This window comes from Streptomyces sp. P9(2023), assembly GCF_032436795.1.
Classification (GTDB): domain Bacteria; phylum Actinomycetota; class Actinomycetes; order Streptomycetales; family Streptomycetaceae; genus Streptomyces.
On record NZ_JAUPWM010000846.1, the window covers coordinates 1 to 236 of the forward strand.

Genomic DNA, 236 nt, shown 5'->3' on the forward strand with positions numbered 1-236 from the left:
TGTCCAGCCCCGTAGTTTCGGTATCAACAATAACGATATTTTTATTAATCCATCTGTTAGCAATCTCGCGTGGTGATTCCACTCGGTCAGAATGGTAAATAATACGGTCAGCCATCGCCCAGCATGTGCGGATAGCCTCATCAGGATTAGCATCATTAAACTGGTCTTTATGAGATAAAAAACCGTTAAATATCGCCGCGAAAAATGCCTCTCTTTTATTCAGTTCCATATTAAAC

The 236-nt window shown here is 40.7% G+C and carries 1 protein-coding gene; it reads right to left on the bottom strand.

Translation table 11 applies throughout. The annotated features are described in order from the left end of the window. Positions 1–236: hypothetical protein (locus tag Q5762_RS39655; protein WP_315897173.1), on the bottom strand; the 236-nt coding region annotated here is incomplete at both ends.